Source organism: Arminella tubonensis (genome assembly GCF_003240585.1).
Taxonomy (GTDB): domain Bacteria; phylum Pseudomonadota; class Alphaproteobacteria; order Rhizobiales; family Rhizobiaceae; genus Rhizobium; species Rhizobium tubonense.
Genome location: NZ_PCDP01000042.1, coordinates 1 through 1160, shown reverse-complemented (window position 1 = coordinate 1160; position 1160 = coordinate 1). Strand labels below are relative to the sequence as shown.

General features: G+C 56.8%; 1 protein-coding gene. It reads left to right on the top strand.

The window, feature by feature from the left end; all coding sequences use genetic code 11:
* The first annotated feature begins 82 nt into the window (after window positions 1-82).
* Window positions 83-1143 (top strand): IS630 family transposase gene (locus CPY51_RS21730; protein ID WP_111162327.1). Its coding sequence is split into 2 segments (ribosomal slippage): window positions 83-575 and window positions 575-1143, totalling 1062 coding nucleotides; the frame shifts between segments, so codons are not numbered across the junction.
* Window positions 1144-1160 lie beyond the last annotated feature (17 nt).

Here is a 1160-nt window from a genome sequence, read left to right as displayed (position 1 = left end):
ATACCAACCCTCATTGAAATTGACTCTCGGGATTCCCAAAAGCGTGCGAATCTGAATCGATGGCGCAAACAGGAGGTTTGCGATGGGTTCGGCGGTTTCTTTGCGAGTGGATTTTGATGGGGACAAATTGCGTCTTCTGGCCCGACAAACGAAGGATGCCAGCCAAGCTCGACGGCTCCTGGCGCTTGCGTCAATCTATGATGGGGGCTCTCGTGCAGATGCTGCCCGGCTCGGCAGCGTGACCCTACAGATTGTCCGGGACTGGGTAGTGCGCTTCAACGCCCGCGGTCCCGAAGGACTGATCAACGGCAAGGCTCCCGGCAAGCCGTCGCTGTTGAACGCTGATCAGCGCGCGGCCTTGGAAAAGGCCATCGAGCGCGGCCCCACACCCTATCTCGATGGCGTTGTTCGCTGGCGTTTGTGCGATCTGGTCCAGTGGCTGTGGGAGGAATTCCGTGTCTCGGTAAGCGAGCAGACCTTGGGCCGCGAAGTCCGGTCGCTGGGCTACCGCAAACTTTCCGCACGCCCGAGGCATCACGCGCAGGATACTGACGCAGTTGAGGCGTTTAAAAAAAATTCCCTACCGCAGTGGCAGAGATCGCCACCGGCCCCGCCAAGGGTAAAGTGATTGAAATTTGGTATCAGGACGAGGCGCGAATAGGCCAGAAGAACAAGATCACCCGCCGTTGGGCCAAGCGTGGATCAAGGCCATCGGCACCGCACGACCAGCGCACACGCTCCGCCTATATCTTCGGTGCGATCTGCCCCAGGCACGGCAAGGGAGCTGCTCTCGTTATGCCATGGTGCGATACCCATGCCATGAACCAGCATCTTATCGAGATTTCCAGAAATGTCGCCGACGGTGCCCACGCCATCCTCATCATGGATCAGGCAGGATGGCACATGTCCAACAACTTGGCTGTCCCAGAGAATATCACCGTCCTTCCTCTGCCACCCAAATCGCCCGAGCTCAATCCAGTCGAAAACATCTGGCAATATATGCGCGAAAATTGGCTCTCGAACCGCATCTTCAAATCCTACGAGGACATCGTCGATCATTGCTGCCACGCCTGGCGTACTCTCCAAAGCCAACCGTGGAAGATCATGTCAATCGGACGTAGAAAATGGGCGAATGGGTTCTGATCAATGAGGATTGGTAT